The 23355-nt window shown below is 71.1% G+C and carries 17 protein-coding genes; 15 read left to right on the top strand and 2 right to left on the bottom strand.

All coding sequences use genetic code 11. The features are described 5' to 3' along the window. Positions 1-25: 25 nt before the first annotated feature. The 14 genes from ACIBM5_RS07640 (at position 26) to ACIBM5_RS07575 (ending at position 18247) form a co-directional block, all read left to right on the top strand. On the top strand, positions 26-1603 hold the full coding sequence (locus ACIBM5_RS07640) for an ATP/GTP-binding protein (protein ID WP_396005916.1): 1578 nt from the start codon (positions 26-28) through the stop codon (positions 1601-1603). 1 nt (position 1604) lies between these two features. Next, positions 1605-2450, top strand: coding sequence for a hypothetical protein (locus ACIBM5_RS07635; protein ID WP_396005915.1), 846 nt, complete (start codon positions 1605-1607; stop codon positions 2448-2450). A 52-nt stretch (positions 2451-2502) separates the two neighbouring features. After that, on the top strand, positions 2503-4254 hold the full coding sequence (locus ACIBM5_RS07630) for a type IV secretory system conjugative DNA transfer family protein (protein ID WP_396005914.1): 1752 nt from the start codon (positions 2503-2505) through the stop codon (positions 4252-4254). After that, positions 4251-4829, top strand: a complete 579-nt coding sequence (locus tag ACIBM5_RS07625; protein WP_396005913.1) for a DUF4913 domain-containing protein — start codon at positions 4251-4253, stop codon at positions 4827-4829. The genes ACIBM5_RS07630 and ACIBM5_RS07625 overlap by 4 nt, the downstream gene beginning before the upstream one ends. 22 nt (positions 4830-4851) lie before the next feature. Beyond that, entirely contained in the window at positions 4852-5031 is a 180-nt protein-coding gene (locus ACIBM5_RS07620) for a hypothetical protein (protein ID WP_391584244.1), read from the top strand. Between the two features lie 48 nt (positions 5032-5079). Continuing rightward, positions 5080-6243 carry an NlpC/P60 family protein gene (locus ACIBM5_RS07615; protein ID WP_396005912.1) on the top strand — a complete coding sequence of 388 codons (1164 nt, stop codon included), beginning with the start codon at positions 5080-5082 and terminating at the stop codon, positions 6241-6243. A gap of 1 nt (position 6244) precedes the next feature. Next, positions 6245-6904 (top strand): hypothetical protein, encoded by a 660-nt coding sequence (locus ACIBM5_RS07610; protein WP_396005911.1) that lies wholly within the window; start codon positions 6245-6247, stop codon positions 6902-6904. A gap of 236 nt (positions 6905-7140) precedes the next feature. Then, positions 7141-8652, top strand: a complete 1512-nt coding sequence (locus tag ACIBM5_RS07605; protein WP_396005910.1) for a hypothetical protein — start codon at positions 7141-7143, stop codon at positions 8650-8652. A gap of 166 nt (positions 8653-8818) precedes the next feature. Continuing rightward, positions 8819-11461 (top strand): fibronectin type III domain-containing protein, encoded by a 2643-nt coding sequence (locus tag ACIBM5_RS07600; RefSeq protein ID WP_396005909.1) that lies wholly within the window; start codon positions 8819-8821, stop codon positions 11459-11461. A gap of 86 nt (positions 11462-11547) precedes the next feature. Then, positions 11548-12585, top strand: coding sequence for an AAA family ATPase (locus ACIBM5_RS07595; RefSeq protein ID WP_391584249.1), 1038 nt, complete (start codon positions 11548-11550; stop codon positions 12583-12585). After that, the gene (locus ACIBM5_RS07590; protein WP_391584359.1) at positions 12585-13766 is read left to right on the top strand and encodes a DUF58 domain-containing protein; all 1182 of its coding nucleotides are present in this window, start codon (positions 12585-12587) and stop codon (positions 13764-13766) included. Before ACIBM5_RS07595 ends, ACIBM5_RS07590 begins: the two co-directional genes overlap by 1 nt. Beyond that, positions 13763-16039, top strand: a complete 2277-nt coding sequence (locus ACIBM5_RS07585; RefSeq protein ID WP_396005908.1) for a transglutaminaseTgpA domain-containing protein — start codon at positions 13763-13765, stop codon at positions 16037-16039. Before ACIBM5_RS07590 ends, ACIBM5_RS07585 begins: the two co-directional genes overlap by 4 nt. Continuing rightward, a complete protein-coding gene (locus ACIBM5_RS07580; RefSeq protein WP_396005907.1) occupies positions 16036-17301 on the top strand; it encodes a hypothetical protein in 1266 nt (421 codons plus the stop codon). The genes ACIBM5_RS07585 and ACIBM5_RS07580 overlap by 4 nt, the downstream gene beginning before the upstream one ends. Continuing rightward, a complete protein-coding gene (locus ACIBM5_RS07575) occupies positions 17294-18247 on the top strand; it encodes a hypothetical protein (RefSeq protein ID WP_396005906.1) in 954 nt (317 codons plus the stop codon). The genes ACIBM5_RS07580 and ACIBM5_RS07575 overlap by 8 nt, the downstream gene beginning before the upstream one ends. Positions 18248-18269: 22 nt before the next feature. Here the strand turns inward: ACIBM5_RS07575 and ACIBM5_RS07570 are convergent, their stop codons facing one another. Continuing rightward, positions 18270-19976 carry a helix-turn-helix domain-containing protein gene (locus ACIBM5_RS07570; RefSeq protein ID WP_396005905.1) on the bottom strand — a complete coding sequence of 569 codons (1707 nt, stop codon included), beginning with the start codon at positions 19974-19976 and terminating at the stop codon, positions 18270-18272. A gap of 724 nt (positions 19977-20700) precedes the next feature. On the opposite strand from ACIBM5_RS07570, the gene ACIBM5_RS07565 reads away from it, so the two are divergent. Continuing rightward, entirely contained in the window at positions 20701-21564 is an 864-nt protein-coding gene (locus tag ACIBM5_RS07565) for a hypothetical protein (protein WP_396005904.1), read from the top strand. A 795-nt stretch (positions 21565-22359) separates the two neighbouring features. Here ACIBM5_RS07565 and ACIBM5_RS07560 read toward each other — a convergent pair. Continuing rightward, positions 22360-23343, bottom strand: a complete 984-nt coding sequence (locus ACIBM5_RS07560; protein ID WP_396005903.1) for a LysR family transcriptional regulator — start codon at positions 23341-23343, stop codon at positions 22360-22362. Between the last annotated feature and the right edge of the window lie 12 nt (positions 23344-23355).

The following is a 23355-nucleotide window of genomic DNA, read 5'->3' as shown; positions in this document are numbered from 1 at the left end:
GCTTCGGACAAGGGAGTCGAGCCCGTTGACGCACAACACTTCGGTCGATCACAACACCACCTTCGGCGCGTCGGCGCCCTTCGCGGCATCGCCCGCGCCCGAAAAGCCGCGCAAACGTTGGGGACGCAAGGCGAAGCAGTCCGCCGACGCCGCCGGCAAGCAACCTCGGCCGCAGATTCGACGGCCGGGGCCCAGGGGTTTCCGCGGTTGGGGTCAGGGCGCACCCGCGTACGTCGAGACCCCGCCGGAATGGCGGGGCACGACGGTGCAGGTCTGCGGCCTCTGGCCGTTCGGCGCGGGCTCGGGCACGCCCGGCGTCGGCGTACCGCTGGGCCGGTCCCTGGCGGGTGGCGCCACGGTGTGCTGCGACCCGATCAGTTGGTTCACGCGTGCCAATCTGTTGCTGAACCCCAGTGAATTCGTGCTCGGAAAGCCGGGGTTGGGCAAGTCCACGATCGTGCGCAGGCAGGCTCTGGGGCTCGCCGGGTACGGCGTCAATCCGGTCGTCTTCGGTGACCTCAAGCCCGACTACGTGGATCTGATCGAAGCCCTCGACGGTCAGGTCATCACGCTGGGGCGCGGGCGCGGCTATCTCAACGTGCTCGACCCCGGAGAGGTGACCGAGGCAGCCGCACGGCTCCCGCTCAAAGCACGGCAGGCCCTGCTGGCGGAGGCGCACGGCAGGCGGTTGAACGCGGTGGCCTCGCTGATCACCGTCCTGCGCGGGCAGCCGCCGACGGACCGTGAGGAGAGCATCCTCAACGCCGCGTTGACGGTCCTGCACGACCGACACGACGGTGTCCCGGTCATGGCGGATCTGGTGCGGTTGTTGCGGGACGCCCCCGACCCGGTCCGTGCGGTGGCACTGGATCGCGGTGATCTCGCCCGCTACCGGGACATCACCGAGGGCCTGGAGGCGTCCCTGGTCGGTCTGCTCGGCGGCGGGCGGCTGGGCGAACTCTTCGCGCACCCCACCACCGAGGCCATGCACCACGACCGCCCGGTGTGCTTCGACGTCAGCAGCATCGACGACTCCGAGGGCCAACTTCAGGCCGCGGCCCTGCTGGCCTGCTGGAGCTACGGGTTCGGCGCCATCTCGGTCGCCCAGGCCCTGGCCGACGCCGGACTGGAGCCGCAGCGGCACTACTTCGTGATCCTGGACGAGCTGTGGCGCGTCCTGCGCGCCGGACGCGGCCTGGTGGACCGGGTCGACGCGTTGACCCGACTCAACCGCCAACGCGGCGTCGGCATGGCGATGATCACGCACACCATGTCGGACCTGCTGGCGCTGCCCGCCGAAGAGGACCGGATGAAGGCCAAGGGCTTCGTCGAGCGGGCCGGCATGGTCATCTGCGGCGGTCTGCCGGCCGCGGAGATGCCGCAGCTGACCGAGGTCGTGAGCATGACGGAGTCCGAGCAGCAGATCATCACCGACTGGTCCACTCCCCCCTCCTGGGACAGCGAGATGGGCACCGACTCGGCTCCTCCCGGGCGTGGGAAGTTCATGGTCAAGGTGGGCGGGCGCCCGGGTATACCCGTGCAGGTCGAGCTCACGCCGTCCGAGCTGCGCATCAACGACACGAACCGCAAGTGGACGACGTGACATGACGAGGCGAGACAAGGGCTTCGGTCGAACGCGGGCGGGCGCGGTCCCGGGTCGGATTCTGCTGGTCGTCGCGGCCGTGATTCTCCTTCTCCTGACGGGCGGAACTCCCGCGGGAGCGGACGAATCGGATTATCCACCGGCCGACTGCCTCCAGATACCTCGCGATCTCCAGGGCGTCGTCTTCAAGGTCTATTGTCCGGGCAAGGCAGCGTACGAATATTCCAACGACGTGAGCGGCTGCTCAGGAGGCCCCAGCAGTCCTTCGTATGTCAATCGGGACGGCGTTCCGGACCTGACGAATTTCTGTAAATACAATGTTCGCAAAGAACTGAAGGACTGGCTGCTCAACGACAAGAACAAGACCGCCGGACACGTGGATCCGAGCAACATTCGGGACAACCCGTGCGATGCCCTCCCCGAGAAATACAAAACCGGCTGCCCGGACATCCGCAAGTCCAAGTTCCAGGACCTGTCCACCCACCCGTGCATGCTGAAGAACGCATCGGGGTCCGATTACCTGGAGCCCGAACAGCAGAGCAAGTGTCTGGGCGACAACTCGTGGTTCCAGAACGGAATCAAATCACCACCCCGTGGTGACAAGAATTCGTACAACACCCAGGACTACTCGGGCCCGTCCGAGGTGATGGACCCGCTCATGGAGGGCGCCGGCTGGGTGGCCTGGGCCTGCCTGGTGGGCTGCTTCTTCAGCGCGTTCTGGTGTCTTTTCCAATTCGTCGGCGCGCGCCGCAGCGGCGGGGAGATGGCGCACGGGGTGGTCTATGTGTTCATCGGCACCCTGATCGTCGGCAGCGCATCCAGCATCACTCAGTTCGTCCTCGTCTAGGGATGTTCCGGCGCCGGCAGGCCCCACGAATGCCAGAAAGGAGGTTCTCCACGTGAGTTCCACCAATAAAAAGCGTGGCCCCAGCCCGTACGGCGACATGTACATGATCCTCGCCGTCGTGGGCGTGCTCATGGCCGTCACCGGGGCGATGTGGGTCGGCGCCACGGCCACCAGCAGCGAGACCGACCTCAAGCCACCGCCACCACCCGTCATCCTGCTCGGCCTGGTGCTGGACAAGTACACCTGGCCGGGAACCGGCGCCACGGTCATCGCCGTCGCGCTGTGCGTGGTCATGGCCGCGGCGGCCGGCGGCGCGACCTACCTCGTGATCGTCTACCAACGCGGCCTGCTCGACATCGATCGGGCGATTCCGTACCTGGCCAAGCCCCGTGATCTCCGTGCCTCCACCACCAAGGGCGTGCGGGCGAAGGCGGACGAGTTCGGTCTGGATCCGAACGAAGTGCCCGGACTGTACATCGGCAAGACCGTGCGCCACGGCGTCGACGTGTGGGGCTCGTGGGAGGACATGCACGTCGACATCTGGGGGCCGCGTACCGGGAAGACGACTTCGAGGGCGATTCCCAACATCGTCGCGGCGCCCGGTGCGGTGGTCGTCACCTCCAACAAGCGCGACATCGTCGACGCGACCCGCGGCTCGCGGGCCCGGCGCGGCAAGGTGTGGGTGTTCGACCCGCAGAACCAGGCCGGCGCCAAGCCCACGTGGTACTGGGATCCGCTGTCCTACGTGGGCAGCAGCATCACGCTGGCGGTCAAGATGGCGGGCCGGTTCTCGTCCATCAACCGACCCGCCCACTCGCGCAGCGACGCGTACTTCGAACCGGCCGCGGAAGACCTGATCGCGCATCTGTTGCTGGCCGCTTCCATCAGCGGGAAGCCCATCTCGCAGATCTTCACCTGGCTCACCCGCCCCACCGACGACACCCCCGAGCGCATTCTGCGCGAGCACGGCCACATCCCCTCGGCGGACGCGGTGGACTCGGTGATCACCGCGCCGGATCGGCAACGGGCCGGTGTCTACGGCACGGCCGCGCAGATCGTCTCCTTCCTCGTCGCGCCGACGGTGACCGCGTGGATCGAACCGGGGAACGAGCCGAACCGCCCGGCCTTCGACTACAAGGCGTTCGTCCGCGGTGGCGACACGCTCTACATGCTGTCCGAGGAGACGAACAAGATGGCCGCGCCCCTGGTGACGGCCTTCACCGCGGCGATCGCCGAGGAGGCCGAGAACACCGGACGGGACTGTCCGGGCGGCCGGTTGCCGATCCCGATGCTCTTCGTGCTGGACGAGGCGGCGAACGTCTGCCCGTGGAAGGCACTGCCGGACAAGTACTCGCACTTCGGTTCACGCGGCATCGTGATGATGACCATGCTCCAGTCCTGGGCCCAGGGGGCCGCGGCCTGGGGTGACGGAGGGATGGCGAAACTGTGGGGCGCGGCCAACGTGCGCGTCTACGGAGGCGGCGTCCTGGACACCAAATTCCTCGGCGACCTCTCGGCCGCCTCCGGCATCTTCGAGCCGGGCACCACCAGTTACACCCGCAAGTCGACCGACTTCTTCGAGAGCAACGTGAACAAGGCGTCGCGCACCGAGGCCGTGCTCGACGTGGCGGACCTGACGTCGATGCCGCGCGGTCGTGCCTTCGTGCAATTCAGCGGGACGAAACCGGCGCTGATCCGCACGATTCCCTGGTGGGAAACCGAGTACGCCGAGGAGATTCGGCAGTCGATCGCCACGTACGACCCGAGCGCCCAGGCGCCGATGGCACTCAAGAAGGTCTCATGAGCGATCCTCGCGAACACGAACCGCTCGTCCACCGTGGCGATGTGGGCGAACCGGCGCGGACCGCGCCCGCGCCCCGGACCGAGCCGGCTCCCGAGCCGGAGCCTGAGAAGCTGTTCTTCCCGTCGGTGGACGTGTTCGTCGCCGAGTACCTCGCACCGTTGTTGCGGCGTCGGCTCAACCGGTCGTTGGCCGTGTGGTGCCCGAGTTGGTGGGCTCACCCGGAGGCCGTCGCCCGGTTGACCAGCCTGTGGCGGGCCTTCGAATACCTGCGCCGGGACCCGGCTCTGGGCGTTTCGATCTGGTGGACCCACCATGCCGATCCGCACCTGCGCGCCCTGATGGATCCCGATGTCGGGCCCTTCGCGGTATGCGACCCCAGGGACGGTCACTCGAGCAGCCCGTTGCCGGCACTGCCGCTGACGCCCGTTCCGCCGGGGCTGTTGGACCACCCCGGATTCCGGGTCGAGGAATCGATCTTCGAGAACATGCGGGATACCGCGGCCGACGCCGGCGAGCGGGAACGGCCGACCGGTTATCCCAAGGACAAGGTTCTGAACAAGAACATGGGTTTCTGATCCAGGAGGAGAGGCGGCGGACATGGCCGACGAAACCGGTGTCGACGACATCGCGGGAGCGTTCTACAAGCTCATCGGGGAGACGATGCAAAGGGCGGAGCAGACGCTCGACGTGATCGGTGCCCAGGTGCAGCTCGGCGATTTCCTGCCGGGCCTGGACATTGCCGCCAAGGTGGCCAAGGGAGTGGCGACGGGGCGGTAGTCGGTGGGTCGGTAGGTCGGCGTCTAGGCACAGGGGCGGGGAAAGGCGATGCGGAAAAAGAAATCGAGGCTCGGGCTGCTGCTGCTCGTGCCTTTCGGCGGTTCCCTGATCTTCGTCGTCGCGATGACGGCTCTCATCGCCGCCACCAATCCGCTCAACCTGCTGAAGAATGGACTGACCAACGTCGCCTTCAACGTGAACGCCGTTCCCGCCCAATACAGGTCGTTCGTGGCGGAGACCGGAAAACTGTGCCCCGAGGTGACCCCCACGGTCGTCGCCGCGCAGATCCATCAGGAGAGCGGCTGGAGGCCGGACGCCGGGAGTCCGAAGGGCGCGTACGGTCTGAGTCAGTTCATACCCGGGACGTGGAAGACGTGGGGCGGAGGAGCCCCGCAGTCCGATCCGAGAGCCAACATCCTGGCCCAGGAGCGCTACGACTGCCATCTCGCCGGCGAGGTCCGGAAGATGCAGGCGGGCAAGTACGGCATGTGCGTGATGGAGATGCACGGGAAGATCTACACCAAGCCCGGGCCGAAGGCCGGAGAGATGCGCGGCGAGGTCTTCGACCTGATGCTCGCGTCGTACAACGCGGGCCCTGGCGCGGTCTGTTACTACCGGGGTATTCCGCCATGGGAGGAAACCCAGGGATACGTCCCCGGGATCAAGAACCTCATGAGCACGTACTCGGCGCCGCAGGCCGTGAGCGCCGTCTACACGGGCAACGACAAGACTCTCGGTGGACGTGCCATCAACCTCGCCAGAGGGTCCATCGGCAAGTATCCCTACTCCTGGGGCGGCGGGACCTTCACCGGACCGAGCGAGGGCTTCGCCCAAGGCGCCGGAATCGTGGGCTTCGACTGCTCCGGCTTCGTGCGCTATCTCTTCCACCAGGCCTCCGGCGGAGCGTTGAAGCTGCCGCGCACCGCCGGCGAACAGGTCCGCGTGGGCCAACGGATCCTCTCCTCGGCCGGCCCGCCGAGCAAGGCCGAGGAGGCCAGGATGCAGCCGGGCGACGTCATCTTCTTCACCAGCCCGGGCGGCACCATCGGCACCGGAGCCACCCACCACACCGCTCTGTACGTCGGAAACGGGATGACCATCAATGCGCTCAAGACCGGCACCGTCATCAGGGAGGACCCCTTCTCCCAGTTTTCCCGGCGGGACGTGTGGACGGTCCAGCGCTATGCCGTCGCCACGACCGCTCAGGCCTGAGATGCGCGGACCCCTCGCGGTGCTCGCGTCGCTGACGATCGCCGCCACACTCGCCGGATGCGGCCTGGGCGACGGCGGGGGCCGGGAGAACGCTCGACCCACGGGACAGCCGGCCCCCACCCGAGGACCCGTCACGACGGCCGAGGCGACCCCGACCTACCCGCAACCCTCCACGCCCACCTCGCCGTTGCCGGCGCTCGTCGGGCGGACGGGAACCCCCGCCGCCTCGCTGCCGGCGCCCGGCCAGGTCGACGGGCGCGACGCGACCGCCGTCGCCCGAGCCGTGGTGACGACGATGTGGACGGTGGACACCGCCATCGACGCGACCCGGTGGGACGCCGCCCAGCGCGCCGCGCCGTTCCTGACGCCGCGGTACGCGGAGAATCTGCGGTTGAGTCCGCAGGTAGCCGCGCCGGGAGAAACCTGGTCGACCTGGGCCGAGCACAAATCCGTCACCGCCGTGGTCGCCGCACCCGCCGACGACCTGGGCAAGCCGGCGGACACGGAGACCTCGGCCTTCCACGCGTTCAGCCTGACCGTCACGCCCACGGGTCGGGACGGCTGGCGCGGACCGGCCGTGACCACCACCGTGTTCGTCTCCTTGGAGCGCGCTTCGGCCGCTCAACCGTGGCGGGTGTCCTCGGTCCGGGCCATCGACTGAAACCGGGTGGAATGCCCGCCCGCGGTGCGCCCGTGCACAGCGGTCGCGCACCGTCGGTATCGGCTTGCCCAGTCGAGGCCCGCGAAGGTTGTCGGCCCGAAATCGACCGCCTAGCGTCGGCAGGGAATTCGACGGCGCTCCGGCGCCGATCTCGGACATCAAGCACAGCGCAGGAGTACACCTTGGCCTCTCGGCGTTTCCTGAGACGCCGCCGGGCGCTGTCGACGCTCGCCTCGATGCTTGTGACCCTCGGCGCGGCAACCGGCTGCACGGCGATGGGCGGTGGGCAATCCCCGGCCGGGGAACGCAATCCCCTGGCGGCGCCGCCGGTCGCCGCCTCCGCGCTGTCGGTGCCGCCGACCTTCGACGGCAAGCGGGGTTGGCGCAACGAGGTGACCAACCGCGCCTACGCGCTCGCGCCGCGCGCGGGCTTCCTGCTCGATGTGTACGCCGGAAGCGACGAGTTCGGGGCACAGCCGGAGTCCCCGGCGAGTGGAGCGCCCGGCGGCGCCGAGAACGCGCCGGCCCCGGCGTCCGCGGCGGACCCCACGGCCGCGAAGCAGAAGCCGAACGGAACAGTCCTGATCGCCCGCGGCGCGGACAAGGGCACCGTGGTCTGGTCGTCCGCCCCGCTGCGGAAGTTGTCGATCGAACGGGCTCCGCAGTTGCGGGTGATCAACACCGACCAGGGCGAGTTCGCGGTCCTGGTGCGCTTCGGCGTGGTCCCCGGAAGCGGCCTCGTTCGCTCTCGGCGGCTCACCGTGGTGGACACGTTCCCGGTCGCCTCCTCGGGCAACACCGTGCCGCCGACGCAACATCTGGAGCGCGAGACCCCCGGCGAGTTCGGCGGCTCGGGCATCTCGATCGACGACGGCGGAGTGCTCTTCCTGGGTGATCGGGTGGAAAACGCCGCGGAGGACTACATCGAGGTCGGACCGGCGACGCTTTGGAATCCGACGACCGGTGCGAGCAGCACCGTGCCGGCGGGAGAGCGCCGGCGTTCGCAGGAGTGCGAGCAGGACGCCGTCGACGGTTGCACCGTGCGGGACGTGCCCGTCTCCACCATCGCGGCCGGGGTACTGACCGCCGAGACACCGGCCCGCCCCTGGGGCCGGTTCACGCTCGTCGGCGGTTGGAGCAGTTCCCGGATCGGTCCCGACGGGCGCACCCGCGGCACGCTGTTGGGCACCCTGCCGGGGGCGATGCTCGTCGCCTGGGCCGGTCCGGACGGCCAACCCACGCTGTACGCCGTGCACGATCCCGCGTCGGGCGCGGTCCAGTTCTCCGGACGATGTCCCGCCCCCGGCGGTGGGGACTTCGACCCGCAGGGGCTGCGTTCGCTCTTCGACGCCTCTCCCGGCGGGCGCTACGTCGTGGCGGGTTCCTTGGCGCTCGACCTGTCCGCACGCACCCTGGCCTGCCTGGCCGGCGACCACGACCATCGTGGCGTCGAACTCGGCGCGGTGGGTGACGACGGCGTCGCCTTCGGCTCGTTGCTCGCCGACGGCCGGGTCCCTCGGGAAGGTGAGGAGGAGACGCCCGCCAGGGAGCCCGCCCTCGTGCGGGTGGCCACGCGCAGGATCGATCCGCTTCCCGCCGGAACCGCGATCCCGGACCGGCTCACCGCCTCGGGCGCGGGGTTGTTCACGCTGTCCGTCCCAAGCGAGGAGGACACCACCGCGGCGGCGGAGATCGCGATGTATCCGGCCGCACCGGGTTCGCCCGCGAGCGCCGCGCCATCGAGGTGAACCCCTTCCCCATCCACCGCACCCGTGGCCGGTCGTCCCACCGGGAACCGGTCGGCACGTCTTTCGCAACATCCGAAGAACGCGTCGACGTTCACGCCGGCCGGCTTCGGCCGCGTACTCGCCACCCAAGGATCGTGGACCGGTCCGTGTTCCAGGGAGAAGCCCCATGTCCCAGCGCTCCGCGCCCGACTCGCCGACCCCGTCGTCGGCCGAGGAACCCGATCCCGAGCGGCGCTCCGCCGTGCCGCACGGAGGCCGGCTGTCCCGCATACCCGGCCTGTCCCGCCTGCGCCTGAACCGCAACCGTCCGACCGCGATCGTCGCGATCGGCGCGGCCGTCTCCGTCGTCGCCGCCTCGGTGGTCGTCGGCATCGGCGCGGCGGGGGCCGACTCCGACCTCTCGGACGTCGGCGCGTGGCTGCCCAGCGGCGGAAAGAATCTGGTCGTCCACGTCAACGGCCTGACCGGGCGCGTGGATGCCCGGATCACCCTGCCGGGCGGCCAGGACCCCACCACCTTGCAGGTGAGCACGGACGGCAAGACCGTCCTGGTCCTCAATCAGCGGACCGGGCAGCTCAACCAGATCGACCCCCGCCAACTCACCGTTGCCCAGAGCTCACCCGACGGAACTCCCAACCAGGACATCGCCACCGGCGGCGGGAACGCGTGGCGCATCACCCCCGGCAAGGGGGAGGTGCAGCGCATCGACCCGCGGCCCACCACCGACGCGGCCAACGCGCTCGGCTCGTTCGCCACGATCGGCCCGCCGATCGTGTTCCAGGACGCCCAGGGGGCGCCGATCCCGCTGGGTCGGACCCAGGCGGACTCCGACGGCACGCTGTGGGTGCCCCTGTCGGCCACCGGCGAGGTGGTACCGGTGCGCGGCTCCGACCGGGGGGCGCCGATCAAGGTCGCCGAGCCCGGGCATCAGCTCTTGTTGACCCTGGTCAAGGCCGCGCCTCCGTCGAACGAGGGCGGGCAGAAGTCCGGCGCGGACCGGGTGTTGGTCACCGACGTGAGCGCCGGCAAGGCCATGACCCTGTCCCAGACCGCCGTCGCGAGCACCTTCAAGCTGCCGACGGACGCGACCAAGGGCGCACCGGACAAATTCCTGGTGCCGGGTGTCAACGAGGGGGCGATCGTGCCCTTCCTGGCCTCGGACACCGGTTCGTTGATCCTCGTGGACATCAACAGCGGCTCCGTCCAGGCGACGCCGATCCAGACCGGGAAGCACACCTACGGAAGCCCGTCGGTACTGGGCGCGAAGGTCTACGTGCCGGACCACGACACGGGCGCGCTGCTCGTCTACAACACGGTCCAGGCCAAATTCGAGGAGCCGATCAAGGTCACCGGCGTCAAGGGGAAGCTGGAGACGTACGTCAACAACGGCCTCCTCTGGGTCAACGACCAGAACAACGCGGAGGCGGCCGTCGTCGACGTGCAGGGTCGCATCCACCGGATCGGCAAGGACGGCGAACCGGGTGCGGACGGGGTGCCGGGCGATCAGTCGACCCCGACCCCGAGCAAGGCACCGGGAACCGGTGCGACCACTGCCCCACCGACCACCGCTCCCCCCACGCAACCGCCCTCCGAGGACCAGCAGTTGCCGGGCGGCGGCGAGGCGCCCCCGCAGGACGTGCCGGACGACGATCCGGTCCCGCCGTTCCCGGGTGACGACGCGCCGAAGCCCGTTCCCCGACCGTCGGCGACCGGCGACCCGCAGGCACCCGTGCCGCTGCCCACGGACACCGCGCCGAACGATCCGATCGAGGTGCCCAAGCCGCCGTCCTCGCGGCCGACCACACCGGGCACGGGCACGCCCACCGCGTCGGCGACCGGGAGCGCGCCGGCCACGAGCGGGCCGACCGGTACCGCGAGCCCGACCGACACCGGCAAACCCCCCGCCACCACGACGCCGTCCACACCGGCGTCCACACCGCCGTCCACCACCCCGCCCGAGATGAAGGCTCCGGGCACGCCCAAGGCCACGTCGAGCCAGGGCAAGATCACGCTGACCTTCACGCCCTCGGACGGCGCCAAGCCCACCCGCTACACGCTGGGCAATGTGACGGCCGGACTCTCCGTCACCCCCGATTCGATCGGTCCCGGTGGCACCATGAAGTTCACCGTCTCCGGTGGTGAGTGCGGCAAGGAGTACAAGTTCTACGTCAGCGCCGAATACGCCGGCCGAAAGACGATGAACTCGGGTTGGTCCCAGCCCATCCAACCGTGCGTCAAGCCGCCGCAGCCGGCCGGCGTCTCGGTCGCCCTGGCGACCGGGGGCCACGGGGCGACGTTGAAGTGGACCGTGCCCAAGGGCACCGACGCCAAGACGACCTATCAGGTCAAGGTCGGCACCCGGGCTCCGGTGACGGTCTCCACGACCACGTATGTCGTCAAGGACCTCAAGAACAGCAACAAGTATCCGGTCACCATCACCGCGAAGAACGCCGCCGGCAGCGGCTCCGCCACCACGACCATCGACCTGACCCCGCCGCCGCGCACGTACAAGGTCGGCCCCAACCGCAGCAACTCGATCGGCATCGGCATCCACGCCGGTCCGCGGATCGACGCCGCCACCCGCAGGGGTGAGATCGGCGCCAACTACACCGGCAACATCACCGTGCAGTGCCAGGTGAAGGGCGAGAACGTGACTCGCACCGCCACCAACGTGCGCAGCGCCATCTGGGACCGGGTCGTCTACACCGGACCGGGCAAGGACGCCACGGGTTACGTCAGCGACCTGTACATCCGAACCCCCCGGGCCGACCAGGGCACGTTCTCGCCTCCGCTCTGGGAGTGCGAGTAGTCCCGCGGCCTCACCCATCGTGTGTTCACTCGCGGGTGGCGGGCCTCATCCTCCCGCCACCCGCCGTTCCACCCGTCTGGAGCACCGTGACCCAGCAGCTCGCCACCTCGGTGAACGGCAACCCGCCGGCCGAGGCCACCCGCTTCCACACCGGCGACGCCCTGCGGTTGTTCCGCGAGTGCTTCCGCGCGCTCGGGGACAACATCGAACGGGTCGTCGTCGGCAAGCGCGACGTCGTGGACCTCGCACTGACCGCCCTGTTCGCCGAGGGCCACCTGCTCGTCGAGGACGTGCCCGGCACCGGGAAGACCACCCTGGCCCGGGCCATTTCCGCCTCCATCGACGCGTCGTGGCATCGCATCCAGTTCACCCCGGACCTGTTGCCGTCCGACATCACCGGTGTGTCGATGTTCCGCCAGACGACGAACACCTTCGAATTCCTGCCCGGTCCGGTCTTCGCCCACGTGGTGATCGGCGACGAGATCAACCGTGCCTCGCCCAAGACCCAGTCGGCGATGCTCGAAGTGATGGAGGAGGGCCGGATCACCGTCGACGGGATCACCCACGAGGTCCCGCGTCCGTTCATCGTCATCGCGACGCAGAACCCGGTGGACATGTCCGGGACCTACCCGTTGCCCGAGGCACAGTTGGACCGCTTCCTGATGCGCGTCACCCTCGGCTATCCCGACCTCGCCTCCGAGGTCGCGGTCGCCTCGGGCGCGGGCGGCGGGGCGACGGTCGAGGGTCTTCCGGTGATCGCCACGGCGCGGCACATCGAGGAGTTCGTCCAGGTCGCCCGCCACCACGTGAGTGCGGCCGGGCCGGTCGTCGACTACGCCGTGCGCCTTGCCCGCGCCACCCGCGAGAGCGCGCACACCAGGCTGGGCGCCGGCCCGCGCGGCAGTGTCGCCCTGGTCCGGGCGGCGCGCGTCCGCGCGGCCTCGCAGGAGCGCGGCCACATCCTGCCCGAGGACGTCAAGGTGCTGGCCCGCCCGATCCTGACGCACCGTCTGCTCCTCGCCCCGGACGCCGAACTCGGCGGTGTCACGGCCGCCGACGTGCTCGACGAGATCCTGGATCGGGTGCCGGCTCCGCAGCCGACCGCCACGAAGGGCCACGCTTGATGCTCTCCACCGGCGGTCGCGGAATGCTCGCGGTGGGTGCGGCCCTGTGTGGAGTGGGCTGGGGACTGGGCTACGGCGAGGCCCGGGTGCTCGGGATCGCCGCGCTGGCCGCCGTGGCGCTCGCCCTGGCCTGGACGGCGCCCCGGCCCTCGGTCCGGGCCCGGCGTACGGTCGTACCCGTCAAGGTCGCGCGCGGCGATGCCGCGCACGCGGTCGTGGTGCTCGTCAACACCGGGACCCGGCCACTGCGCGGCCTGCGTGCCCAGGACCACGTCGCCGGCGAGGCGGTCTATCCGGCCACGCTGCCGGTGGTGCCCCCGGGGGCGGAGGTCAGTGCCCGCTATCCGTTGCCCACCCACGTCCGCGGCCCGGTCGCGGTCGGTCCCATGTCGTTGGTGCGCAGCGACCCGTTCGGCCTGAGCCGGCGAACGCGCGAACACGGCTCGGTCGAGACCCTGTTGGTCCGCCCGCGCACGGTCCCGTTGCCGGTGCTGCCCGCCGGCCGCACCCACCATCTGGAAGGGCCCACTTCGGACACGGCCGAGGACGGCACGCTGACCTTCCACTCGCTGCGCGAGTACACCCTCGGCGACGATCTGCGGCGCGTGCATTGGCGCTCCACCGCGCGTACCGGGGTGATGATGGTCCGGCGGATGATCGACGTGAGCCTGCCCTCGACCACGATCGTGCTGGACACCGCGCCCGGCTCGTACACCGGCAGGCCGCCGTGGTCGACGGCGACCGAGACGTTCGAGACGGCGGTCGAGGTGGCCGCGTCGGTGGCCGCCGCCGTGGCCGGGAAGAACTTCCCGCTGCGGGTCTTCACCGGCGCCGGGCCACTGACCAACGAGCGTGATCGCGAACCCGGTTCGGGCCGGCTGCTCGATCTGTTCGCGGTGGTCGAGGCCGACGCGTCGCACTCGTTGCGGGATACGTTCGACATCCTGGAGCGAGGTCGCGACAGTGACACGCTCGTGGTGGTCACCGGCGTCGAGTCGGCCTCCGCGCTGGAGGCGCTGGGACGGGTCACCCGCCGCTTCGACCGGGTGATCCTGGTTCGGGTCGCCGCACCCGGTGGCCCGCCGCCGCCCGCCCTGCCCTTGCCCACCCAGGTGACCAGGCTGCTGGTCACCGACCTGGAGGAACTGGCCCGCGCCTGGCACCGCGAGGCGATGCGATGAGCGGCCCCGGCATTCACCGTCGCGGGTGGTCGTTGGTCGCCACCACCCTGGCCGCACTGTGCGTGGGCCTGGCGTTCCGGCGGGTCTTCGAAACCCGCGAGGTGTTGCTCGTCACGGGCCTGTCCGCGATCGTGCCCACCCTCGTGGTGGCCGCCTGCTCCGGGGGCCCGAAGCGTTTCGTGACGGATGCGGAACGGGCCCGCGCGACCAGGCCGTTGTGGCCCTCGGTGGTCCTGTCCGCGCTGGCCTGGCTGCTCGTCGTGTCCGGGACGCTCTTCCGCGATCGTGCGGTGGGATACGTGGTGCCCACCCCCGGCGGGGTGCGCGACATCGGCGCCGCCGTCGTCAACGCGCCCAAGTCGATCCTGACCACCGTGCTGCCCGCTCCCCCCGACGGCGAACTGCTCGTCCTGGTGTCGGTGTGCGTGTGGGTCGCGGCCTTCGCGTCGGCCGAACTCGCGCTGCGCACCGCCACCGTGTCCCTGCCCGCCCTGCCCGCACTGCTCGCCGTCGTGGTCCCGGTCGTGCTGGGCGTCGGCGGGCCCGGTTCCAATGTCGCGGTGATGGTCGCCCTGATCGGTGCCATCGGATTGTTGCTGCTGATCCGGGCGCCCCAATGGCGACCCGCGACGGGTACGGCGCTGGTGGGTGCGCCGATCGTGGTCGCGCTGGCGTGCGTGGCCGGCCTGCTCGGTCCCGATCTGCCCGGTACCCGCGACCGGCGTCCTCCCGATCTGCGCGACCTGGTCGAGCCGCCGCCTCCGCAACGGTTGACCGGCATCAGTCCGCTGGATCGCATCTCCGCGTGGCTGATGTCCCCCGACCAGCCGATGTTCAGCGTGGACGGTCCCAGCGCGCCCGACCGCTACTGGCGTCTGACGGTGCTCGATCGCTACGACGGGTCGAGCTGGTATCCGGTGCGGGACCTGCGGGCCACCGCCGGCCGGGTACCGGACTCGCCCGACGGCCGGCCGGCCGTCCTGACCTCGGTGGTCGACCACGTGACCCTGCGCGACCTGGGTGACATCTGGCTGCCCACGAGCGATCGTCCCACCGGGGTGGACGCGCCGAATCTGCGGTTGCGGGTCGATCCGGACAGCGGCGTGATCGCGAGTGGTTCGGGCCTGCGCCCGGGCACGCGGTATCGGATCGACGCGCGCCTTCCCGCGCTGGATCCGGACCGCCTGCAGTACCTGCCGGTGGCACACGATCCGGCGAACACGGTCCTGCCCGAAAGCGACGCGGTGGGACGACCGATCCCGGCCCTGGAGGCGCTCCGGGCGAAGGCCGCCGTGGCCACCTCGGGCAGCACGTTTCCGTATCAGCAGGCACTGCGCCTGGCCCAGTGGTTGCGCGCCAACCACCGTTACGACATCTCGGCGGTCCCCGGACACTCGTACCGCAACCTCCAGTTCTTCCTGGAGACCTCCAAGGAGGGCACGTCGGAGCAATTCGCCACCGCCTTCGCGGTGATGGCGCGCACGCTCAACCTGCCCGCCCGAGTGGTCGTCGGCTTCTCGGCCGGACGCGAGGGCGCGAACGGGGTCCGCGAGGTGCGCAGCGGTGACGTACTCGCATGGCCGGAGGTCGAGTTCGAGGGCGTCGGCTGGGTGCCCTTCTTCCCCACCCCGGGGCAGGCCACGGACACCGGTGCGCGCAAGCAGGCGCCGGAACAGAAGGCGCCCGCGAACAGCACGCCGGCCAAGCCGATCACCCGAGCGGAGAAGGATCGCGAGATCGCCGGTCAGTCCCGGTCCGGGCCCGCGCCCGAGCCGGAGACTCCGCGATCCGCGCACCGGGCGCGCACCCGCTGGGAGTTGTACGCCGCGGCGGGCGTGGGCGTGGGCGTCGTGGGATACCTGGTGTCGGCCTGGCTCGGCCCGGTCCTGGCCCGGCGGCGCCGTCGCCGGGGAGGACCGCGTGAACAGGTCATCGGTGCCTGGCGACAGATCGGCGACGACCTGGTGGGCGCCGGGATGCGCACGAGTGCATCGCTGACGGTCGGCGATATCGCCGAATACGGGGCGACCCGACTGCCGAGCGAGGCGGCCGATCGGCTGCCCGAACTCGCCGCCCTGGTCAACGACATCGCCTATGGCGATCGCACGATCGACCAGGCGGACGCGGATGCCGCGTGGCGGGATCGGGCGATCGTGGCCGGCGCCGTCCGGCGGCTCGACGGGCGGCCCCGCGCCCATGTCAGGGCCGGTCACAGGATGCGCCCGAGTTCGGTGGCGCTGGTATTCCGATCGCCCGACAGGGGACGAGAGTGAGCTCAGACGTGACCATCGACCGACGCGGCACCTCGAACCCGGCGGACCCGCCCCGGGACGACCTGTCCGGCAGCGGACCCGCGTTGCACGAACCGAGGTGGTGGCCGTACGTCCGCGACATCGCGCCGACACCGCCGGCGGACGCGGGGGCGGGGTCGGCGGGGCTCGCGACCGCAGGTGGCGTCACGGCTGCGGAAGCAGAGGCGGAGTCGGGGTCGGCGGGACTCGCGCCCGCGGGTGGCGTCACGACCGGGGAAGTGGACGCGAGCCATACGCAGTTCCTGCCCGCGGTCGAGGCGATCGCCGGCGCGCAGCGGCAGTCGGTGCCCGACGCGGAGAACGCCGCGTCGATCCCGGCCCCTCCCCCGGCCCCACCCACTCCTCCCGCGCCGGTTCGCAATCCGGCTCCGGCGCGCGAGCCGGAGCCCGAACGCGAGGAGCCCTCGTCACCGGCGGAAGAACCCTCCACGCGCGAGGAGGAGACGACGTACGCGCCGCTGGCGCGGGCGATGGACCCCAAGGCCGAGCAGCACCACCCGATGCCCGCCGCCGAGGCGTCGCCGACCGCCGCGACGGAACCCGCCGCCGCCACCGAACCGGAGGCCACCACCGAACCGGACGGCGGCACCGGGGCGGAATCCCGCGCCCCTGTCGAGGCGCCGGCGAAGCCGGAACCGGCCGAGGAGTTCGGTTGGGACTTCCGCCAGGTCTCGACCGAGTCGGCGGACTGGTTCCCCGCGCCCAAACGCCGTCCGCGCTGGGTCGTGTTCGTGATCGCCGGCCTGGTCGTGATGGTGATCGCCTCGGCCTGCATCCTGGTCCTCGCCGGCCGCGAGGAGCAGCCCGTGGCGCAACCCACCACCGCGGCCCCGGTGCCGGCGACCGTGATGCCACCGGACGCGGCCGCGCCGTACCGCCCCCAGGGGGTCTCGGTGAAGTCGTTCGAGGGGCGGCTGTTGGTCTTCTGGAAGCCTCCGCAACGCACCGACCTGATCGTCGGGTATCTCGTCGTCGCGCAGAGCCGGGACGGTGCGGTGCAAAAGACCGAGGTGCCGCGGGCCGGCGAATTGACCGCGGTGTTGGCCGGCGCGCCGGTCGGCCCGAACTCGTGCGTGGTGGTCACGACACTCGTCAGCGGTACGCCGAGCATGATGATGTCCCGCTCCGACCCGGTGTGCCCGCGAGCCTCGGCGACCCGATCCGAGCCGCCGGCGACCGCCGATTCCGCCGACCCGAGCGAACCGGGAGCCTCTGGTGAGTGACAACGCCGCCGTCCCCGCCTGGCCCGTCGTCCAGATCACGTTGAGCGCGGACCGAACCCTGGAGATCGACGGGGTGTCCGTCCCGGTCGATCCCGGCCGCGACCCCAGGGACGTGGCCCTGGCGGTCGCCGCGGAAACCGCGCGCAGCCTCGGCCGCGCGGTACGTGTACAGGCCGTCGAGCCGGACGGCACGACCTTCCCGCTGATCGTCGACCCGCAGGGCCACGTCGCCCAGGCCGGGGATCCGGTGCCCGCCAAGCCCGCTCGACGCGGCCGGGGCCTGCGCCGCGGACGATCCGACGCATCGCCGAGGCCGGACCGTCCGCACCCGGGCTCGCAGCGGCCCGGCGAGGTCCGGGGCCGCCCGGCGCACTCGCCGACGTACGAACAACCGGCGCACTCGCCGACCTACGAACAACCTCCGCACTCGGCGACGTACGAGCAGCCGGCGCACTCGCCGGCGTACGAACATCCGGGACCCTCGCCCGCCTACGAACCGCCGACACCTTCACCGACGTGCGAACAACCCGCGCCGTCGCCGACGTCCGCACAACCGGCGGACGAACCGCGGACGCCGCCCGATCCGCCGGCCGACGACGAGCGGCCGGCCGCGCCCTCGCCGACGACCGCGCAGGCACACGCTCTGGCGGTGATGGCGCGCGCGCTGGACCGGGGCGAGCCGGACCGGGCACTGATCGTCGCCAAGACCATGGCGAGGGCAGCCTCGCGGTCGGGTGACATCGGCACCGTCGTGGCCACACAGGAGATCTACGCCTACGTCGCCGTGTTGGCCGACCGACCGGAACTGGCGGCCCGGCTCTACGCCGACGCACTCGCCCTGTGCGACTCGCACCCGGTGGATCGAGACGGCTGGCGGGACCGGTTGGCCGAGAACGCCGACCGGTGTAGGGCGCACGCGGATCTCGATCGCGGGGCACGGGCGTGAGAGCCCCGCGCCCCGCGTCGGCTCAGGATCGTGTCGCGGTGTGCCGCTCGGTCGGCGTGTCGATCGCGCCCAGTGCGCCCGTCTTCAGGGCGAGCCACAGGTCGACCTGGGTGGCGGGGCAACCGATCAGCCCCGTGCCCAGGCGCTCCTCGATCCGGACCAGGCGCTTGCGCACTCCCGGCGCGGAGATCGCCAGGGCCGCGGCGGTCGGCTCGATGCGCGCGTCGCAGTCCAGCCAGGTGCGCAGGGTCTCCACGTCGTGGGACCGCGACCCGAGCGGGCCGACCCGTTCCCGGGCCCAGACCCGAACCCGGGGCATGGCCAGCAGCTCCTCGACGGTCACCGCCCCGTCGGCATGGTCGGCCTCGTCGGCCGCACCGGCCTGCGCCGCGCCGGGCGTGCCGGCGGCGTCCTGCCCCGACCCGGGGTGCAGCGCCAGGATGCGCAGCGCCAGGGACAGTTCGGCGCGCACGGCCAGCGCATCCAGATCCACGTCCAGGAGCGCGGCCACGGTCTTCAAACGCGCGATCAAGGTGTTGCGGTGCACGTGCAGCCTGCGGGAGGCCCGTCCCCCCAGACGCAGCCAGGTCTCCAGGGTGGTGGTCAACTCGTCGGCCCCCGGATCGGCGCGCCGGGTCGGCCGATACATGCGCAACGGCGCGAGCCGCCGCCGCGCCCAGGCCGCGCCGGCGCGGCCGATCAACTCCTCCGGTGTCGCGTGTTCGCCGAAGGCGACCACCCGATCGGTACCGACCGGAGCTCGCGACAGCGCCTGCGCGGCCTGCTCGTACGCCACCGAGGTGCATTCGAGTGCGAACGCGTCGCCGACTCCGACGAGGACGTCGACGAACTCCCGGGCCAGTCGATCGGCCACCCGATGAGCCGCCTCGGGTCGCTGCTCCCGGGCGTCGCGACACTCCGACGTCGTGGGCGCCCTCCCCTCCACGGGGATGAGCAACACCAGGCAATCGGACCAGGTCAGGTCCGGCGCCCATCGGATGCCGGCGCCGGCCAGCCCTTGCACCGCGCGCTCGATGCCCCGGCGTCGCTCTTCGGGGAACCGGACCACGAGCACGCTCACCACGTCGGGAAGCGGGGAGCCCATGGCCAGCGCGACGTCCCTGGCCGTCGCGGTATGACCGGCACTCAGCAGTCGCAGCACCGCCTGCCGGCTGCGCGCGCCCGCCTCGGCGATCCGGGCGCGCTCGGCGGCCGTTCGCTCCGCGTTCCAGGCCCAACCGAGAACGGGCACCGCATCGGCGAGCAGGCCTTCGGTGCGGTCGAGGGCGGTGACGCGGCCGACGATGTGCAGTGTCCCCTCGGGTGCGTCCCGCTCGCCCATCGGTCCCAGGGCAATGGTGTGGCCGGTCTCGCCGCGTTCGCCCACCTCGCGCGTCGCGGGCCGGCCGGTGGGTCCGAACGCCTCGTGCTGCACGGCCCCTTCACGGTCCACGATGCGCATGTGCGCGCCGGTGCGATGGGCGAGCCAGCGCAGCAGATCGCGGGTCCCGTTCGGGCCGGCCGCCAGCCGTTGTGCGGTGAGCAGGTCGCGAACGCGTCGCTCCGCCGCGTGCTCGCCGTCGGCATCCGGGTGAAACGGGTCGCCGTACGGATCCTGGCGGGCGTCGACGAGCGGGGTGGCCCGCTCGGGACGCCCCTCGGCGAGGCCGGGACGACTCGTCCGGCTCCGGTGGAGGACCTGGCCCTTCTCCACATACGTCGCGCTCATTACCGCCCCCGTTCGTCCGGCCGATCACGGAGCGGGCATGCGTCGGGTGGACCGTCCGGGACCGAGGTGTCGCCCGAAGCATGACCCGCGCCGGATAAGGCACATTGCTCGGATTTTCAACCGCCCGCGGAACTCGGATAAGGTCGAGTGCGTTATCCAGCTCGGGTATACCTGCGGGTAACATAGGCATGGCTATTTCCACCTGCACAATCGCGTTGAATTCACTGTGAGCAAATTCCGTCGAGACTGTTTCGTAATGTCCACCGGGCGCCGAAGGGCTGCGCCGGCATGCCGCCCGGCCCGGCCCGGAGGAGGCTCCTCGCGCGACGGCATCCCGGGTATCGTCCGGGGAAGCACCAGGCCGGGCGACCGGTCGTCCGCCCGCGCCCACCTCCCCGGACGCGGTGCGGCGGGCGCCGCCCTCCGCCGGTCACGGACCGCGCATATCACGTCACCCACGCACGCTCTCGGCATGCTCTCGGATATGCAATTCCACTCACACACCGTGCCGTCGCGAATGCGCCGCGGAAATAGTCGGCCGGCTGCGGTCGATATCGATGATTCCGCGCGGGCGCCGCCGCCGAGGACGCGGGCTACCGGCGCGTATACCCGAGACGGTTCAGCGACTCGACCTTGCCGCACACCGATACGCGGCGAGAATCTACCCCCCGGACTCCGTCATCGGACGGGTCGCCGCATCCCACCCAGTTCGGGGAGCCTTTCAGTGCAACGAAGCCCTATCGGTTCGCTCGCCGCCGGCCTGGGGGTGAGCGCCCTGGCACTCGTCGGGCCGATCCTGGTCGCCGGATCCGCGCACGCGGCCGACGACGCCGGGAACACCTGCGGGTCGGCCCGCGTCGAATGGTCGATCGACGGCGGAAAGAAGTGGTCCTCGGCAGGTCTGCTGGGCGCGCTCGCCACCAAGGTGAGCGTGCGCATCGTGGGCGAGGTACCCAAGTCGTGCTCGTACAAGGTCTCGCTCGCCGCCTACAGCGCGGACGGGCCCACCTGGAAGACCTCGGGCACCCAGCGCTATCTCGGCTCCAAGACCGTGACCCTCGGTCGTGACCACAAGAGCGCCGTACTCGACATCTCCAAGCACGCGCCGCCCTGCTTCGGCCAGATCGACCTGTACGGCAACGACAAGGTCTTCGACGGCAAGGCCAATCCGCTGCCGCACTATCCCGACGCCAAGTATCCGCTCGACCTGATCGCCGGTTGGAACGGCGGCAAGGCATGCGCCCCACCGACGACCAAGCCGCCCACGACCGCGCCGCCCACCACGCCGCCACCCACCAGCGCACCCCCGACGAGCGGCGCTCCCACGACGGCGCCGCCCACGAGCGCCGCTCCCACCACCGCACCGCCGACCACGGCAGCGCCGACCACCGCGCCGCCGACGACCACGCCCGAGGCCACGCCGTCGGACGAGCAACGGCCGCCCGCCCCCGCCGCGAACGTACCCGGCCTGGCCCGGACCGGCGCGAGCAGCGGCCTGGGCCGAATCGCCGGCGCCTCCGCGGCCATCCTGGTCACCGGCGTGTGCGCCCTGCTGCTCCTGCGCCGTCGACCGAACAACTCCCGCTGATCCAGAGCCCTTTCGTCCCGTCGCGGCAGCGTCGGGTTCCGCCGGCGGGGCCGGGTCCGACCCGGACCCGGCCCCGCCGCGTCGGTCTGGGGGCTGCCGCGGCGGAACGAACGGCGAGGCAGGGCGCGACGGCACGACGACCGAGCGCCGACCCGGTTGCGGGTCGGCGCTCGGTCGTCGTCGGATCCGGACGTGTGGCGTCCGGTGCGTTCGAAAATGGCTCGGCTCCGTCAAGGCGGCCCGGGTGGACACGGCGCGACTCATCCACCCGGGCCGCCATGGTGGGTACGGATCCGGGCGGGGATGGAACCCCGGTTCCGTACCGGTACCGGCGCGGCGGATCGATCGGCGCTGGCCGGGAGGGTGCGCGTCCCCCGCGCCATTGAGGGGGAAGGCCCGGCCGCCGACCGATCCGCAGCGCTCAGTTCCCTCGGCCCGCGGGGGCGGACGTCGGGTGGTCGGACGGCTCGGTCAGCAGTCGGGGCAGGCAGTGCGCGCCCCGCGTGGTTCGCGTCCCGGCGTGGCGATAACCGTCTCTGGTACCGCCGCCGCGGCCTCGGCCGGGCGACGAAGTGGAGCAAGTCATCTCAATTCCCTTCCATTCCTGAATGACGGCGAGAATCGTTCCAGGAGGAATCCGTGTCGCGATCCGCGAGGCCGGCGCCGCCGAAGACGGTCGGGCCCCTCGGTGCGACAAGCGTGCGCCATGTGCGGGTCTCGGCCAAGTCCGCACAGGACGCGGGAATCTGACGTGAAGGCCAAGCCGATCTGGCGCTTGACCGTGACCGCCCGAGGTCAGCTCGCCTCCTCGTGGCGCCGGGACGGTTCGGGGTTCGAGTCCGGGGCATGGCGAATCGATTCATCCGCTCGTACGAAGCGGTCCTGGAGTCCCCGGCCGGCGGACACGAACGCGTCCATCGCCGCGGTCAGCAGCGGGTTGCGGTTGGCGGTGCGATACAGCGCGGACACCCGGCGATGCGAGGGCGTGTGCGCCAGCGGCACGCCGACCACGCCCTCCCGGGCCTGATAGGCCAGGCCCGGGACGATGGCGACGCCGGCTCCGGCGGCGACCAGACCCTGGACGACGTCGTAGTCGTTGCTGCGGAAGGCGACCCGGGGCGCGAACCGATGCGCGGCACACACCCGGAACAGGCTCGTGGCGCCGGCCGTCCCCGCCCGAGTGGCCACCCAGCGCTCCTCGGCCAGTTCGCCGACGTCGACCCCGTCCTCGCGCAGCGCGGGGTGTCCCTTCGGCAGCAACAGGGCGAGGGTCTCCTCCACGAGCGGGAGGACCGTCAGCTCCTTCGGCCACACCCGCGGCACCAGGTCGTAGGCGAAGACCAGGGCCAGGTCCAGGTCGCCGCTTTGCACCTGCGGCAGCAGGTCGTCCGGTTCGGCCTCGTCCAACAGGATCTCGGCGGTGGGATGCAGCCGGGTCAACTCGGCCACGGCGTAGGGCACCATGCGTTCACCCGCGGTGGGGAACGTACCCAGACTCAGTCGGCCGCTGCGGCCTTGCACCACGTCGCGAATGTCGCGCTCCAGGCTGTCCAACACCGCGATCGCGTCGCGTGCTCGATCGGCGATCGTGAAGGCGGTCCCGGTCGGCCGGATGCCGTGCGCCTCCCGTTCGAACAGCGGGGTGCCCACGGCGCGTTCCAATGCGGCGATCTGCTGGGAGACCGCCGAGGCGGTGTATCCGGTGCGGCGCGCGGCGCGCGCGAACGATCCGGTGCGTACCACTTCGACGAGCGTGCGCAAGTGCAAGGGGTTGAGCATCAGGATCCCTTG

The organism is Embleya sp. NPDC050493 (assembly GCF_044458105.1).
Taxonomy (GTDB): Bacteria; Actinomycetota; Actinomycetes; order Streptomycetales; family Streptomycetaceae; genus Embleya.
This window is presented reverse-complemented; position numbering and strand designations above follow the sequence as displayed.